The organism is Algoriphagus ornithinivorans (assembly GCF_900115305.1).
GTDB lineage: Bacteria > Bacteroidota > Bacteroidia > Cytophagales > Cyclobacteriaceae > Algoriphagus > Algoriphagus ornithinivorans.
In genome coordinates, this window is sequence record NZ_FOVW01000004.1 from 225,875 (window position 1) to 239,425 (window position 13,551).

13 protein-coding genes are annotated in these 13,551 nt (G+C 40.0%); 8 read left to right on the top strand and 5 right to left on the bottom strand.

All coding sequences use genetic code 11. The features are described from left to right. Window positions 1-81 precede the first annotated feature (81 nt). Entirely contained in the window at window positions 82-1,068 is a 987-nt protein-coding gene (locus BM073_RS07345) for a D-alanine--D-alanine ligase (RefSeq protein WP_091652614.1), read from the bottom strand. Between the two features lie 104 nt (window positions 1,069-1,172). Then, complete coding sequence (locus BM073_RS07350) at window positions 1,173-1,736, bottom strand: transposase (protein WP_091652618.1); 564 nt, start codon at window positions 1,734-1,736, stop codon at window positions 1,173-1,175. Window positions 1,737-1,905: 169 nt separating this feature from the next. On the opposite strand from BM073_RS07350, the gene BM073_RS07355 reads away from it, so the two are divergent. Continuing rightward, entirely contained in the window at window positions 1,906-4,092 is a 2,187-nt protein-coding gene (locus BM073_RS07355; RefSeq protein ID WP_091653048.1) for a S9 family peptidase, read from the top strand. A 135-nt stretch (window positions 4,093-4,227) separates the two neighbouring features. On the opposite strand, the gene BM073_RS07360 is transcribed toward BM073_RS07355, so the two are convergent. Then, entirely contained in the window at window positions 4,228-4,467 is a 240-nt protein-coding gene (locus tag BM073_RS07360) for a hypothetical protein (protein WP_091652621.1), read from the bottom strand. Window positions 4,468-4,605: 138 nt separating this feature from the next. After that, window positions 4,606-5,940 carry an MBL fold metallo-hydrolase gene (locus BM073_RS07365; RefSeq protein WP_091652624.1) on the bottom strand — a complete coding sequence of 445 codons (1,335 nt, stop codon included), beginning with the start codon at window positions 5,938-5,940 and terminating at the stop codon, window positions 4,606-4,608. 174 nt (window positions 5,941-6,114) lie between these two features. Here BM073_RS07365 and BM073_RS07370 point away from each other — a divergent pair, with 174 nt between their 5' ends. From BM073_RS07370 to BM073_RS07400, 7 genes are all read left to right on the top strand, one after another. Next, on the top strand, window positions 6,115-6,597 hold the full coding sequence (locus tag BM073_RS07370) for a C40 family peptidase (RefSeq protein WP_317042648.1): 483 nt from the start codon (window positions 6,115-6,117) through the stop codon (window positions 6,595-6,597). A gap of 147 nt (window positions 6,598-6,744) precedes the next feature. Further along, the gene (gene atpD, locus BM073_RS07375) at window positions 6,745-8,247 is read left to right on the top strand and encodes a F0F1 ATP synthase subunit beta (RefSeq protein ID WP_091652627.1); all 1,503 of its coding nucleotides are present in this window, start codon (window positions 6,745-6,747) and stop codon (window positions 8,245-8,247) included. Between the two features lie 80 nt (window positions 8,248-8,327). Next, on the top strand, window positions 8,328-8,573 hold the full coding sequence (gene atpC / locus BM073_RS07380; protein WP_091652630.1) for an ATP synthase F1 subunit epsilon: 246 nt from the start codon (window positions 8,328-8,330) through the stop codon (window positions 8,571-8,573). 155 nt (window positions 8,574-8,728) lie between these two features. Beyond that, window positions 8,729-8,923 (top strand): 30S ribosomal protein S21, encoded by a 195-nt coding sequence (gene rpsU / locus BM073_RS07385; protein ID WP_091652632.1) that lies wholly within the window; start codon window positions 8,729-8,731, stop codon window positions 8,921-8,923. Window positions 8,924-9,060: 137 nt separating this feature from the next. After that, window positions 9,061-9,945 (top strand): tyrosine-type recombinase/integrase, encoded by an 885-nt coding sequence (locus BM073_RS07390; protein ID WP_091652635.1) that lies wholly within the window; start codon window positions 9,061-9,063, stop codon window positions 9,943-9,945. A 36-nt stretch (window positions 9,946-9,981) separates the two neighbouring features. Further along, entirely contained in the window at window positions 9,982-10,287 is a 306-nt protein-coding gene (gene hpf, locus BM073_RS07395; protein ID WP_091653053.1) for a ribosome hibernation-promoting factor, HPF/YfiA family, read from the top strand. A gap of 66 nt (window positions 10,288-10,353) precedes the next feature. Continuing rightward, window positions 10,354-11,862 (top strand): ArnT family glycosyltransferase, encoded by a 1,509-nt coding sequence (locus BM073_RS07400; RefSeq protein WP_091652637.1) that lies wholly within the window; start codon window positions 10,354-10,356, stop codon window positions 11,860-11,862. Here the strand turns inward: BM073_RS07400 and BM073_RS07405 are convergent. Further along, window positions 11,856-13,511, bottom strand: a complete 1,656-nt coding sequence (locus BM073_RS07405; protein ID WP_091652640.1) for an ArnT family glycosyltransferase — start codon at window positions 13,509-13,511, stop codon at window positions 11,856-11,858. The two genes, BM073_RS07400 and BM073_RS07405, sit on opposite strands and share 7 nt — an antisense overlap. Window positions 13,512-13,551: the final 40 nt, after the last annotated feature.

Here is a 13,551-nt window from a genome sequence, read left to right on the forward strand (position 1 = left end):
AAATCACTTTGCCTCTTCTATACTTTGCGGGAGTCAAAAGAATCGCCGCGCCGCCGCGAGAGAATCTTTGCACTTTCAAAATTAAACAAACATCTCCTCAATCAACTGGGTATAAAAGTCCTTTACTTCCATACCAATTGCCCGGATCTGCTGAGAGATTAAGCTGGTTTCTGTTTGGCCAGGCACCGTATTGATTTCAATAAAAAAGAATTTCCCGGTTTCTTTTTCCAAGAAATAATCAATTCGAACAGCTCCTCTGCAATTGAGTTTTTCATACACCCTTGATGCCACCCTTGAAACTCTTGCTATTTCCTCCTCATTCATTCGGCCGGGAGTTATTTCTTCGCAAACTCCAGGGATATATTTTGCTTCGAAATCAAAGAACTCCTTGCTGCTCACAATCTCCGTAGCAGGAAGTACTTTGATCTCGCCTTTTCCTCGGAAAACTCCCACAGAAAATTCCCTTCCTGATACAAATTCCTCAACCAATACCTGTTTGTCTTCCGCGAAAGCTTTTTCCAAGGCCTCAGATAACTCCTCCCAGGTTTTGACTTTGCTCATTCCGATTGAGCTACCACCATTGTTCGGTTTGATAAACAGTGGAAGGCTTAATTCTGCCTCAATCCGCTTTCTATTCTTTTCAGTATTTTCAAAAAGTTGAATGGACTGTGCAATATGTAATTCGGGAATATCTTGAACAATGGCTTTAGTATAGCCTTTATTCATAGTGATAGCTGAAGTCAGCTGATCGCAAGTGGTATAAGGGATTCCCAACATATCAAAGTATCCCGCCAATTTTCCGTCTTCACCCGGGGAGCCATGTAAAATATTGAAAACTCCATCAAAGGTGATTTTTTCGTCTCCGATGGAAATACTGAAGTCATTGAGGTCAACAGGGATTTTTTCTCCAGACTCGCAGACAAAATGCCAATCCCCTGGATAAATCAAGATTTTGTAAACGTCATACCTGTCGCGGTCTATAGTTTTTTCGACAACAGCAGCGCTTTTTAGGGAGATGACGGATTCACCGGTGAATCCTCCGGTTACCAAGGCAATTTTCTTCTTCATGGCTGGGAAAAATCAATATGCGAAGTAGCTTAATTTCTTTCTATAGTCCAAGTTATTGCTACCCTCCAAGGGTTAAAAATCCCTTGGAGGGTTTTTAATAGGTTCTATTTTCCGAAAAGAACTTCATCTTCAGTGCTGGAGAATATTTCATGATCTTTTAAAAATCCCTCTACACCTCCAAACCAACTCAAAACTGAATGTCTTTCAATTTTTGTTGGTCTAGTAGAATATATAGCTGTCCAAGAGCTGAATTCCCATTTTCGAAAATTCTTAATGAAGCCATGTTTGGTTGGGTTTTGATGTATGTAAGTAATGCACCTGGTAAAGTAATCATCGGAAGCTATTTCCTTTCTTTTAATATTATGAGTAAATAATCCCCCTTTTCGATCGAACATTTTATTATATGCCTGAGAATATGAGTTTAACAAGTTTGAAAAGGCTCTGCTAGGATTTACATCTATTGAATCCCGAATCTGAATCATAAGGTGAAAATGATTAGGCATCAAACAGTAGGCATAGGTTTTTGCGACAGGGTATATATACAAATCATATTTTGACAAAAAGAACTTATAATTTTCCTTCAATCGAAAGATATTTTCATCACCCACGGCATGAGACCAAACATGATAAAATTTTCCAAATTCAAATGGGGTGCTAGATCGAGGCATTTTTAAAATTTTTCTACTATAAATTTAATAAACTTTTAAACCGCTCCAAGGGACTTAAAGCCCTTGGAGGGTTCTGTAACTTTTCATCCAAATGGAACAAAAATGCTATCGAGAGTTTTTTTATATTCGCCGTCTATAAAACTTGCAAATACCCAAAAATACGACTGATATGATTGAAAGTTTGAAAAAAGCATCTTCGCTTTTTCTGATCTTGTTTTTGGCCTCTGTCTCCTTACAGGCTCAGGCTCTCAAAAACGTAAGTCTTGAAGATGTTTTCAAGAAAAATACCTTCGCCCAAAAATCCGTTTATGGGATCAATTGGATGAAAGATGGGAAATATTACAGTTCCCAAGTAAACCGTGGAGGATTTCCCACAGTAGTAAAAATCAATGTAACCACAGGTGCTGAAGAAGCAGTCCTTTTGGACGGAAGAGCTTTAGGACTCAATTTTTCTTCGTATTCCTTCAATTCAGACGAATCAAAAGCTTTGGTGGCTACTGATGTTGAATCTATTTATCGACGATCCACCAAGGGGATTTTTTATGTAGTTGACATGGCTACAGGAGAAAAGCAACAGTTGATGAATGGGGAGAAGATCTCCTATGCGACTTTATCTCCTGACAATGACAAAGTAGCTTTTGTAAAAGATAATAACTTGTACCTAGTGGAGCTGGCTACTAACCAAACCACTCAGATCACAAAGGATGGCGAGTGGAATAAAATCATCAATGGTGCAGCAGATTGGGTATATGAAGAGGAATTTTCCATGTCTCAGGCATTTTCTTGGTCACCTGACGGAAAGAAAATAGCATTTATCAGATTTGATGAAACTGATGTGCCTGAATTTAATATGCAGCTCTGGGGACCGCTTTATCCTGCTGATTACAGATTTAAATATCCTAAAGCGGGTGAGAAAAATGCAGAGGTAAGCATTCATGTATATGATTTGGCTTCAAAAAATATTCAAAAAGTAGATGCTGGGTCTGAGAAAGATATTTACCTGCCGAGAATCTATTGGACCAAAGATGCTAATCAACTTGCTTTCATTCGCTTAAATAGACTTCAGAATAAGTTGGACCTTTTCCATGCAAATGCTACAACTGGCTCCAGTAAACTTATTCTATCTGAGGAGTCTGAGACTTATGTGGATTTAGATTATAATGACAATTTACAATACCTAAGTGACGGAAAGAGCTTTATCCGAACTTCTGAAAAGGATGGATATAAGCATATTTATCACCATGGGATGGATGGAAGCCTGATCCGTCAAATTACCAGCGGAGCTTGGGAAGTGACTGAGTTGGTAGGAGTAGATGAAAAAAATAAAAAAATCTACTTCGTATCTGCTGAAGCTTCTCCTTTGGAGCGAAACTTTTATGTGATTGATTTTTCCGGGAAAAATAAAAAAACACTCACTCCATTGGCAGGAACTCACAGAATCAATATGAGTCCGGACCATCGTTTCTTCATTGATTATTATTCCACCACAGAGATGCCTCAGATAGTGACCTTGCATGAATCAAGCGGGAAATTACTTAAGTCTTTGGAAGAAAATGAAGAGTTGAAGGAGCGATTGCAAAGCTTTGCCTTAGGTAAAAAAGAGTTCTTTACTTTCTCTACAGTGGATGGAACTGCATTGAATGGTTATGTAATCAAACCAGCGGATTTTGATCCGAATAAAAAATATCCTGTGCTCATGTATGTCTATGGAGGTCCAGGTTCCCAAAATGTCTTAAACTCTTGGGGTGGAGCTCGTGATTTTTGGCATCAGGCTCTTGTTGCTGAAGGATATATCGTAGCCTGTGTGGACAATAGAGGTACTGGAGCCAGAGGACGTGATTTCAAGCATGCTACTTATGCAAATTTGGGCAAGCTGGAGACCATAGATCAAATCGAGGGAGCTAAGTATTTTGCGAAGCAATCTTATGTTGATTCATCAAGAATAGGAATTTGGGGTTGGTCTTATGGAGGCTATATGTCTTCCCTTTCTTTGATGATTGGCAATGATGTCTTTAAGACAGCAATAGCAGTTGCCCCGGTAACTACCTGGAGATATTATGATACAATCTACACTGAGCGCTATTTGCAAACTCCACAGCTTAATCCTTCAGGTTACGATGATAATAGTCCTATCTCACATGTCAACAAACTGAAAGGAAACTTCCTGTTAATTCACGGAACGGGGGATGACAATGTACATTTCCAAAACTCGGTGGACTTGGTAGATGCTTTGATAGCTGCGGATAAGCAGTTTGAGACTTTTTATTATCCCAATAGAAACCACGGTATTTATGGGGGGAATACGACATGGCATTTGTATTCTATGATGACGGACTTTTTGAAAAGGAAGCTATAAAAAATGAAAACCGCAGGATGAGAGTTCTGCGGTTTTTTTATTGTCTCCCGCAAAGAGGAAAAGGAGCAAAGCATACTTGAACTCTAGGGGAGTTATGGACTTGATTGTTCTGATCCTTTGCGACTTTGCGAGAGTTTAAGCCAATTTAATCTGATCAAGATAAAACTTCATCCGGCTATGATCCCGAGGTAAAAAGTCAATTTTATCGATTTTATCTTCCTTGTGATTGTAAAAAACTTCCACGTATTCATTCTCCAGCAGGTACAAATTAACCTTGTGACGATAGTATCTAATGGCCACGACAAAAGTAGCCTCCATATAGAGGGTTTTGATTTTTAGATGAAGGGGAAGTTTTCTGAACTCTTCTTTACTCATATCACATCTCGCGGTCTGATAAAGTTAACCAAAATTGTTTGGGCTTTTGTTCAACCGGGTGGGAAAGAAGTAAGTAAATGATTAAAAAAATACCCTTAGCAAACTTACCAAGGGTATTTTAAATTTTAATTGAGATTCTTACTGAAAGTTTTTGATCTCTTCACTGAAGTCAAAAACTTCAACATTTTGTTTTTGACCTGCCACAATACTGCTTCCCGCTGCAGACCTATATCCGCCTGCACAGTGTACCAAGATGGGTTTCTCATCAGGTATTTCAACTGTTCTTTCTCGCAGTTCCTGCAAAGGAATATTCATCGCTTTCTCGAAAATTGGCGAGTTGTGGTTTTCATCTCTGCTTCGGATATCTACAATGGTAAATTTGTCTGGGTTAGTTTTAAATTCATCCACGTTGAAGCTTGATTCCCGGGCACTCATACCTTTAGGGTTGATTACCGCAGCTTTGATCAATTGCTCATATCCTATTTTTGATGCTTTATTTATCAAATCTTCCAATTCTGCAATTGAGTCAGAAACTAAAAAGAAATGTTCTTCCGGTGATACAATTGAGCCTAACCAAGTTTCGAATTTTGCCCCATTCATAATATTAATCGAACCGGGAATATGCCCTTCGGCAAAGGCTTCTTTTTTTCTGGCATCTATTATCAATGATCCTTCAGAAATGGATGCGCCCTCTGACCAAATGCCCACTCTAGAAATAGATCTTTTATAGGCAGGAGCTCCTGTCTTATTCATATCTACATCATAGCTGAAATATTTGGGGATATAGGGTTGACCTTCCAACAAGGAGTTTACGAAACTTTTTTCATCCAAATCTCCAAATGCCCAATTGTTTTCTCTTTGCTCTCCAATAGTAGATTGGCGTTCATCACTGAGATTTTTTCCGCAAAGAGACCCCGCTCCATGAGCAGGATATACAATTATGTCATCTGAAAGTGGTTTCAACTTAGTTTGAACCGTCTTATACATCATTTGAGCAAGTTCCTTCCTTTGAGCTTTCATGTTTCCTGCTTTTTCTCTCAAATCAGGCCTGCCCACATCTCCTATAAATAAAGTATCCCCGGAAAACAGCGCATAATCCTTCCCATTTTCATCTTTCAAAATAACACTGATAGAATCGGGAGAATGTCCTGGGGTATGCAAAGCATGAAAACTTAGTTTTCCCAATTTGAATGAATCCCCCTCATCAAATGAGCTGTGGGGATAGTCAGCTTCCACGAGTTTAGAAACGTAAATAGTGGCATCCTCATTTTGATGAAATTCTAAATGTGAACTCACAAAATCAGCATGCGGGTGAGTTTCAATTACCGCGACAATTTTGCCTCCGTAGGTCTCTGCAAAGTCGTAATAAGGGTTGGGATTTCTCCCAGGGTCCACCAAAGCGATCAGGCCTTCACTTTCAATAGCATAACTAGCGTGGGCCAGACCTTCATCATAAAATTGTTTGATATTCATAGTTTGATTAGTTCAAATTGATGGTACAAAAGTACAGCTTATTGCAGCCTAGTTCAGTGATTCAGATCACCATCCCTTTCTAACAACACAAAATGAGAAAAATTTGAATAGGTTAAATCTTGCTTCTGATCCAGAAGAGAAGTAAAATTGATCAACTAAACCAAACGAGTTCCAGTGATTTTAGACAAAACCTATTTGCGAAGTCTATTCTTTTTGATTGTTCTGGCGGCACTGACTGCCTCCTGTAAATCTAAAAAAATCAATAGGGAAGACCCGGTTTTCAAGGTGATTTCCACTGCAAAATCATTTACCGGAACACCCTATAAATATGGTGGTACCACCCGTGCTGGAATGGATTGTTCCGCTTTAGTATATCATTCCTATTATGCTGTAGGAATTAATATGCCAAGGATATCAGCGGATCAGGCTAAAATGGGAAAGAAAATAAGTCCGAGGGAGCTTCGGGAAGGAGATCTTTTGTTTTTCGCCACAGGAAGAAGAAGAAATCAGGTAACTCATGCGGGAATAGTGACTGAGGCAAAAAAGGGAGATGTCCGTTTTATTCATGCTTCCACTTCCTTGGGAGTGACAGAGGATTTCCTCAGTAATAGGTATTGGAGCAAGGCATTCCTTTTTGGGAGGAGACTGCTAGAATAGGCTTTATAAGGCCCTCAGGCAGAAGGTTTTTTTAAAAGCTTGAATCGGAGCGGATTATTTTCCAAATATCCTTTGGTATTAGGCTTTATTGATTAATTTTGCGGTCGAATTCAAAAAGCATATCCTTTTTACATTTCATTCAATCAAATGGCAAATATTGGAAAGATAACGCAGGTAATCGGACCCGTAGTGGACGTTTCCTTCGAAGGCGGCAAGCTGCCAAACATCCTTGACGCGCTGGAAGTAACCAAAGAAAACGGCCAAGTGGTCGTGATGGAGGTTCAGCAGCACCTTGGAGAAGACCGAGTTAGGACAATCGCAATGGACTCTTCCGAAGGGATGGTTCGTGGTATGGAAGTAAAAGACATGGGTCAGCCTATCTCTGTTCCTACCGGTGATGCGATCAAAGGTCGTCTTTTCAATGTGGTAGGTGAGGCAATTGACGGTCTTCCTCAGGTTCCTGCAGGAAAGCGTCTACCTATTCACAGATCAGCGCCGAAATTCGAAGATCTTTCTACTTCTACCGAAGTACTTTATACAGGTATCAAAGTAATTGACTTGATCGAACCTTATGCAAAAGGTGGTAAGATCGGTTTGTTTGGTGGTGCTGGTGTAGGTAAGACGGTATTGATCCAGGAATTGATCAACAACATTGCAAAGGCTTACTCTGGTTTGTCCGTATTTGCAGGTGTGGGTGAAAGAACCCGTGAAGGAAATGACTTATTGAGAGAAATGATCGAGTCTGGTATCGTAACTTACGGTGAAGACTTTATCCACAGCTTGGAAGAAGAAGGTGGATGGGATCTTTCTAAAGTAGATTTGAAAAAATTAGAAGACTCCAAAGCAACCTTCGTGTTTGGTCAGATGAACGAGCCTCCTGGGGCGCGTGCTCGAGTGGCCTTGACTGGTTTGACTTTGGCAGAATACTATAGAGATGGTGATGGAGAAGGTGCTGGTAAAGATATCCTATTCTTTATTGATAATATCTTCCGATTCACTCAGGCAGGTTCTGAAGTGTCAGCCCTTTTGGGCCGTATGCCATCTGCGGTAGGTTACCAGCCTACTTTGGCTACAGAAATGGGTGCCATGCAGGAAAGAATCACTTCCACTAAGAATGGTTCCATTACTTCTGTACAGGCAGTTTACGTACCTGCGGATGACTTAACTGACCCGGCTCCGGCGACAACCTTTGCTCACTTGGATGCAACTACGGTATTGTCTAGAAAGATTGCCGAATTAGGTATTTATCCTGCTGTGGATCCTTTGGATTCTACTTCCAGAATCTTGGACCCAACTGTATTGGGTGAAGAGCATTATGGATGTGCGCAGCGAGTGAAAGAGATCTTGCAGCGATACAAAGAATTGCAGGATATCATTGCGATTTTGGGTATGGAAGAACTTTCTGAAGAAGATAAGATGGTCGTTCACAGAGCTCGTCGAGTTCAGCGATTCTTGTCTCAGCCATTCCACGTTGCAGAACAGTTTACAGGTCTGAAAGGTGTATTGGTAGATATCAAAGACACCATCAAAGGCTTTAACATGATCATGGATGGTGAATTAGACCACCTTCCTGAAGCAGCTTTCAACTTGGTTGGTAGCATCGAAGATGCAATCGCTAAGGGTGAGAAGATGTTGGCTGAAGTGAAATAATACAATTAGTTACTGGTTATTAGTTATTAGATGGGTTCCACTGATAACTTTAACCTAATAACTCAATAACTAATCAAAATATGCAATTAGAAATCGTAACGCCGGATAAAAAAGTTTTTCAGGGTGAGGTGTCGGAAGCAAGTTTTCCGGGTGCATCCGGAGCTTTTCAGGTGTTGAATAATCACGCTCCTATCGTTTCTGCTTTGGCCAAAGGAACAGTTTCTTTTACCACTGCAGAGGGTAAACAATCCATGGTTGTGGATGGAGGAGTTGTGGAAGTGAAAAATAATACGATTGTGGTGTTGGCTGAAAAAGTGGTCAGCTAATCTTAGAAATAACTTAAAGGAAAAAGTCCAAACGAGAGTTTGGACTTTTTTGGTTTATATCCTTGAATAAAAGAAGTATAATTTATAATTCTAATATAATTCTGATTTAGAATTATTTCTCTTACCTTTGCAGTCGCGAAAGGGGGTGTATACTTATGATCATTGTAAACGTAAAAGAAAACGAATCCATCGAAAAAGCGCTTAAGCGTTTTAAGAAGAAGTTTGACAAAACAGGTGCTGTCAGAGAATTGAGAGCGCGTCAGGCATTCACCAAACCTTCCGTAAAAAGAAGAGATCAAGTTATCAAAGCTGCTTACAAGCAAAGACTCCAAGAGGAGGCTAGCAAATAAGCGCTAAGATTACATTCATAGCAAGACAGCTGTTCGAAAGAGCAGCTGTTTTTTTGTGCCTTTTTGTAAACCATATGTGACATTTGTCAGTGAAAAGTTGTCTTTTTTAGCTTAACTTATCTTTTGAATTAGAGCTTATGATCAACTCCTTTGTCAATTATCTGGAATATGAGAAGCGAAGTAGCCCACATACGGTGGAGGCCTACGAGCGGGACCTGAGGCAGTTTGAAGACTTTGTCAAGCTTTCCTTCGAGCTAAGCAAAATCAGTGAAGCCAGTCACAGTGAGATCAGGGCTTGGGTAATAGATCTGGTGGAGCAGGGCCTCAGTAGTACATCTGTGAACCGAAAGATTGCTACTCTTAGATCTTATTACAAATTTCTCTTGCGAACCGAGGTCATTACTCAAGATCCTACCTATAAGTTAAAGAGTCTTAAAAACCCGAAAAAACTTCCCGAATTCGTACAGGAAAATAGCATTGCTTCCGTTTTAGAAGAGAGTGTCTATGAAAGCGGATTTGAGGGACAAAGAGATCGCATGGTGATGGAGTTTTTGTACCTCACCGGCGTTCGACTTTCGGAATTGATAGGCTTGAAATGGGAGGATATTCATCTAGGACAGGAGCAGGTAAAGGTGCTCGGGAAAAGGAAAAAAGAACGAATAATTCCCATCACAAAAGGCCTCAAACAAAATATTCTTTCTTATCAAAAAGTATTTGAGGAAAGATTTCCGAAAGCAGGACAAAGTCACTATTTTATTGTGAGTAATTCAGGAGCCAAGAGTTATCCTATGATGATTTATCGCATTGTCAGACAGTATTTAGATAGGTTTGCGCAGACATCCAAGCGTAGCCCTCACATACTGAGACATACTTTTGCGACTCACCTGCTCAATAAGGGAGCGGACCTGAATGCTGTCAAAGATCTGCTAGGCCATGCTAATCTGGCCGCCACTCAGGTATACACACATAATTCCATGGAAAAACTGAAGGCTGTGTTTGAACAGGCACATCCTAAAGCGTAAATAAATCAATTGTTCAACCATTAAATGCAAATCAATATGAAACTGCAGATGCACTCCATCCACTTTGACGCCGATCGCAAATTGATCGATTTTATTCAGAAAAAAGCCGATAAGCTGGATACCTTTTACGACCGAATCATAGACGGTGAGGTCTTCATGCGTTTGGACAAGAATGAACGAAATGAAAATAAAATTGTGGAAATTAAATTGAATGTGCCCGGAAAACAGTTTTTTGCGAAGCATCAAACAGATTCCTTTGAAGGAGCTGCTGATGAGGCTATTGAAGGTCTAAGAAGACAAATCAAGAAGTACAAAGAAAAAGTAGTGCTGGCAAAACAGTAAACCCAATACGGTTTTTACGTATAAACCCTCAGGAGACTGAGGGTTTTTTCATTTTTAATACTTTTCATGAAAAGCAAATTCAACTATATCGCCGCTTTTTGGCTGGTTCAACTTAGCTTGGCGATCATCAAAATTATATTCACACTTCGCCCTGAAATCAATCTTTTTACCGAAGAGGCTCAATACTGGCTATGGTCTAAGAATCTAGCCTGGCACTATTATTCCAAGCCACCTTTAATTGCGGCGGTTAATTATATAAGTACCTCCATTTTAGGGGATACAGAAATGGCCGTTAGAATCAATGCTATACTATTTGGTTTGGGTACAGCATGGGTTGTATTCAAGTTTACTGAGTTCTTATTTCACTCTAGAAAAATGGCTTTTTGGGCCAGCCTGATACTGAGTGCGATGCCATTCTGGATGCTCTTTTCCACTTTCCATATGACCGATTCAGAGTTGACATTTTTCTGGATTCTCTCTTGGTATTTGCTGGCTAGGGCGCTGGTGGAAAAGAGAACACTTTGGTGGATATTGGCAGGGGTGGCAGCTGCTTTTGGGCTGATGTCAAAAAGTATCATGGTGATCATAGTACCTATACTGGCTATTTACCTATTATTTACATCGAATTTCTCCACAAATAGAAAGGGCTTTGCCTTCTTTCTGATCCTTTTTTCAACGGGTTTCTTACCAAGCTTAATATGGAACTGGCAAAATGGCTTTAGTACCTTCAGGCATTTGGCAACTCTGGGAGGTGTTTCGGGTGAATCAAGTGGAATAGACTTAGGAGAGAGTCTATGGGGGCTGTTGAGTTACTTGGGCGGACAACTGGCCATGATTTCGGTTTTCTTTCTTCCTTTCTTATTGCTGAGCTTAAAAGTTTTATTCCATAGATCTGGCGTCAAACTTGGATTTTTATTTGTACCCGTCTTATTTACTTTTTTTCTTTTTGCTGGATTGAGTTTGTTTACAAGTGTAGAGGCAAATTGGCCTGCCTACGCTTATCCTTCATTGGCTATAATTTTCGCCTATGTACTCGAGCGAGAGTATAAGGATTGGCAAAAGGTAAAAAGCACTATGGTAGCCTTGAGTTTTGCAATTCCTTTGGTACTCTTTTTACCTGATGTTGCAAGCTGGAAGTCAAAAGTCTATTTAGATCAAGCAGAAAAGGCAGCATTTAGAAGGCTTTCCGGCTATAAAGATCTTGCAAAAAGGATCCTGTATCTCAAAGACAGTTTGCAAGTGGAGGAGGCTTATTACTTTTCTGAAAGTTACCATATGGCATCAGAACTGGCTTTTTATCTTCCTGAAGTACCACAGGTTTATGTAGCAGGTATGGGTTCCAGAAAAAATCAATTTGATTTATGGAAAAGCCTTAACCAGGAAATCGGCTTAGAGAGAACTGGTATGTTCGTCTCTTGGAATGAGTCTTCGCCTGAAAATGTAGCTCAGTTTGGGGAGTTGATTTATGAGGAAAAGTATCCAGTATATTTCAAAGGAAAGCAGCTTAGAACTGCGACTATTCAGGTTTGGAGGGATTTAAGGTATTATCAAGCTATACAAACTGATCGCTATTGATTTCTTTTCTCTAATAAATAATACTTCTTTCCCTTTTCTTGCAGAAGATCTTCAAACTCAGGTTTACCATAATTCTTTAAAAGCTCCGGGATCGCTCTGGAATTCCAATTGACTGAGGAATCTCTGACTGAGTAATTGCCTGATCGATAAAAAATAGAGTCTAGATAGCTGTCTTCTACTATGACCTGATCATACTGCTCGAATTGCACAGCCCAGTTAGTTCTGCTCAAATCTGTCAAATGAGTCTCTGGAAAAAGCATTAATCGAATTTTACTTCCTACATGTAGGTTTCCCAAAAAACCGATTTCAGATTTACTTTCAGTTTTTATTTTTCGAGAAAATTGCTGACCCTGATGAGGGAAAGAAATACGACTAGTGATCATACTAATCCCTAGAAAAAGTGACATCATACTAAAGGCAATAACTTTAGGAAGCTTATTCCCCCGAAATAATAATAGTCCTAGATAGAGTAATACAAGGAGCAATAATGATAAATGCATCCAATGAATTTTTCCAGAAAAAGCTAGATATACTCCTGCAAGCAACAGAATTAGATTCAAGGAATAAAAAGCAAGACTGCCTGCTTTGAGTCCTCTCCGTCGCGATTCAAATTTTGCTTCTACCAATAACCAGGCAAAGCCTACTGCCAATACTGGAACTACAGGTAATAGATAACGCTCGTAAAATTTACTGGTCAAGGCACCCATTCCCAATATAGCTAAGCCCCAAAGGATGGCGAAGCCGATGAATTGTGGATTTTCTTTCCAGCAGGCTTGAGCCGATTTTTTCAAGTTGGGGAACATGAAAAATATCCACGGGATGAATATTACCACCAGTAAGAAACTGGCCAATAATCCATTTTTTAAAATCAAAGCTATCCTTGATGCCACTCGGATTCCAACTTGATCTTCCAGGAAATTATCCAGGTAAGTAGGACCATGGATTTTCCACATGGCTGCAAACCAAAAGAGGCCAATGAAAACACTGATCAGTATGGCTGGTAAATGGAGTAGTTTTTTCCAGGAAATACGCTGCCAGGGATTAATTAGCAAATAAAGAATGCCGATCCCGCCTAAAGCAGCTGCCGGAAGTCCTTTCACTTCAAAAGCCAAAGCCAAACCCAGGTACAGAGCCCATGGGGACCATTTTGGCGCTTCATTTCCATATTTTAAATAGCCAGCAAAGCCAATGGCACTGATGGTCATTGTCAAAACCAATAGCACATCCGGGATGGATCTGGATGCTGACAAAATCAATACCGGGTTGGAAGCCATAATCAGGGCTGATATTCCCGCAATTTTTTTCTTTTCAAATAGAATAGTGGAAAGCTTATATGTCAATCCTACCGTAGCAGCTCCTGCCAAAAGAAAGAAAATTCTAGAAGCAAATGCATTGACTCCAAAGAGCTTAAACCCGGCTAAAACTGCCCAATAAGTCAGGATTGGCTTTTTGAAGCGCAATTCTCCACTTCCCAAATAAGTGGTCAGGTAGTCTCCATTTTCCATCATTTTGACTGCTGCATCCCGATAATAAATTTCATCTGGGTAATGCATGTGAAAATCCAAGGCAAATGGACCAACCAAAAGGCAAAAAATCCCCATCAAAATCCAGGGGTTGATACGAAGCTCAGTTGAATGAGATAAAAGCATGCCCAAAGATATTTGAAATGCCTTGGCTAGCCCAAATTTA

Bases quoted from the DNA above. Each gene is read 5' to 3' on its own strand.
- BM073_RS07360 (WP_091652621.1), bottom strand. From the start codon at position 4,467: ATGAGTAAAGAAGAGTTCAGAAAACTTCCCCTTCATCTAAAAATCAAA.
- rpsU (WP_091652632.1), top strand. From the start codon at position 8,729: ATGATCATTGTAAACGTAAAAGAAAACGAATCCATCGAAAAAGCGCTT.
- atpD (WP_091652627.1), top strand. From the start codon at position 6,745: ATGGCAAATATTGGAAAGATAACGCAGGTAATCGGACCCGTAGTGGAC.
- BM073_RS07355 (WP_091653048.1), top strand. From the start codon at position 1,906: ATGATTGAAAGTTTGAAAAAAGCATCTTCGCTTTTTCTGATCTTGTTT.
- BM073_RS07350 (WP_091652618.1), bottom strand. From the start codon at position 1,736: ATGCCTCGATCTAGCACCCCATTTGAATTTGGAAAATTTTATCATGTT.
- BM073_RS07405 (WP_091652640.1), bottom strand. From the start codon at position 13,511: ATGCTTTTATCTCATTCAACTGAGCTTCGTATCAACCCCTGGATTTTG.
- atpC (WP_091652630.1), top strand. From the start codon at position 8,328: ATGCAATTAGAAATCGTAACGCCGGATAAAAAAGTTTTTCAGGGTGAG.
- BM073_RS07345 (WP_091652614.1), bottom strand. From the start codon at position 1,068: ATGAAGAAGAAAATTGCCTTGGTAACCGGAGGATTCACCGGTGAATCC.
- BM073_RS07400 (WP_091652637.1), top strand. From the start codon at position 10,354: ATGAAAAGCAAATTCAACTATATCGCCGCTTTTTGGCTGGTTCAACTT.
- hpf (WP_091653053.1), top strand. From the start codon at position 9,982: ATGAAACTGCAGATGCACTCCATCCACTTTGACGCCGATCGCAAATTG.
- BM073_RS07365 (WP_091652624.1), bottom strand. From the start codon at position 5,940: ATGAATATCAAACAATTTTATGATGAAGGTCTGGCCCACGCTAGTTAT.
- BM073_RS07390 (WP_091652635.1), top strand. From the start codon at position 9,061: ATGATCAACTCCTTTGTCAATTATCTGGAATATGAGAAGCGAAGTAGC.